Origin of the sequence: Bacillus sp. EB01 (assembly GCF_000613125.1) — a bacterium.
Classification (GTDB): Bacteria; Bacillota; Bacilli; order Bacillales; family Cytobacillaceae; genus Bacillus_D.
In genome coordinates, this window is record NZ_HG964497.1 from 4,567,044 (window position 1) to 4,568,068 (window position 1,025).

A 1,025-nucleotide genomic window follows, 5' to 3' on the forward strand; every position below is an offset into this window, starting at 1 on the left:
AGTGAGTGATTAGCTCATAAGTTACGTTGGCTGATGGCCGAAGCCATCAAAATATTATTGTTTGTTGACGCTTGTTTGTTTAGTTTTCAAGGAGCAAATTAATCTGCCGTTCGTCGGCTTAAATATATTAACAAATTAACAAGTTGATGTCAATATACTTTTTAAAATATTTTTGGTGGAGGATAGCGGGATCGAACCGCTGACCTCCTGCGTGCAAAGCAGGCGCTCTCCCAGCTGAGCTAATCCCCCAAAAAAGAAAATAAATCAATGGTCGGGAAGACAGGATTCGAACCTGCGACCCCTTGGTCCCAAACCAAGTGCTCTACCAAGCTGAGCTACTTCCCGTAATATGGCGCGCCCGAAAGGAGTCGAACCCATAACCTTCTGATCCGTAGTCAGACGCTCTATCCAATTGAGCTACGGGCGCATTTTTTTGGAGCGGAAGACGGGATTCGAACCCGCGACCCCCACCTTGGCAAGGTGGTGTTCTACCACTGAACTACTTCCGCATAAAAACAGTGCGGGTGAAGGGAGTCGAACCCCCACGCCTTGCGGCGCCAGATCCTAAGTCTGGTGCGTCTGCCAATTCCGCCACACCCGCAAATATAATGGTGAGCCATGAAGGACTCGAACCTTCGACCCTCTGATTAAAAGTCAGATGCTCTACCAACTGAGCTAATGGCTCGTACTAAGAAATAACCCAAAAATTGATTATGCTATAACCTGTGCTCCGAGGAACTTTCATACGGCTACGCAACTCGAGGCCTATTCACTGATGCGTTGCTCGTCTCTACCAATCGAGCTAAGCCAGCATAAAAATAACTATATCAGTATGACATAAAAAAATAAATGGTGGAGGATGACGGGATCGAACCGCCGACCCTCTGCTTGTAAGGCAGATGCTCTCCCAGCTGAGCTAATCCTCCATTATTAAAATAGCCCGGCAGCGTCCTACTCTCACAGGGGCTTACGCCCCAACTACCATCGGCGCTGAGAAGCTTAACTTCCGTGTTCGGGATGGGAAC

7 tRNA genes are annotated in these 1,025 nt (G+C 48.0%); all 7 read right to left on the minus strand.

The features are described 5' to 3' along the window. Nucleotides 1–173: 173 nt before the first annotated feature. A tRNA-Ala gene (locus tag TY16_RS21430) sits at nt 174–249 on the minus strand. A gap of 19 nt (nt 250–268) precedes the next feature. Beyond that, nucleotides 269–345, minus strand: a tRNA-Pro gene (locus TY16_RS21435). 5 nt (nt 346–350) lie between these two features. After that, nucleotides 351–427: transfer RNA gene (locus tag TY16_RS21440), tRNA-Arg, on the minus strand. Between the two features lie 7 nt (nt 428–434). After that, nucleotides 435–509: transfer RNA gene (locus TY16_RS21445), tRNA-Gly, on the minus strand. Between the two features lie 10 nt (nt 510–519). Continuing rightward, nucleotides 520–601: transfer RNA gene (locus tag TY16_RS21450), tRNA-Leu, on the minus strand. Nucleotides 602–609: 8 nt separating this feature from the next. After that, nucleotides 610–685 (minus strand) — tRNA-Lys (locus TY16_RS21455). A gap of 165 nt (nt 686–850) precedes the next feature. Next, a tRNA-Val gene (locus TY16_RS21460) sits at nt 851–926 on the minus strand. Nucleotides 927–1,025: the final 99 nt, after the last annotated feature.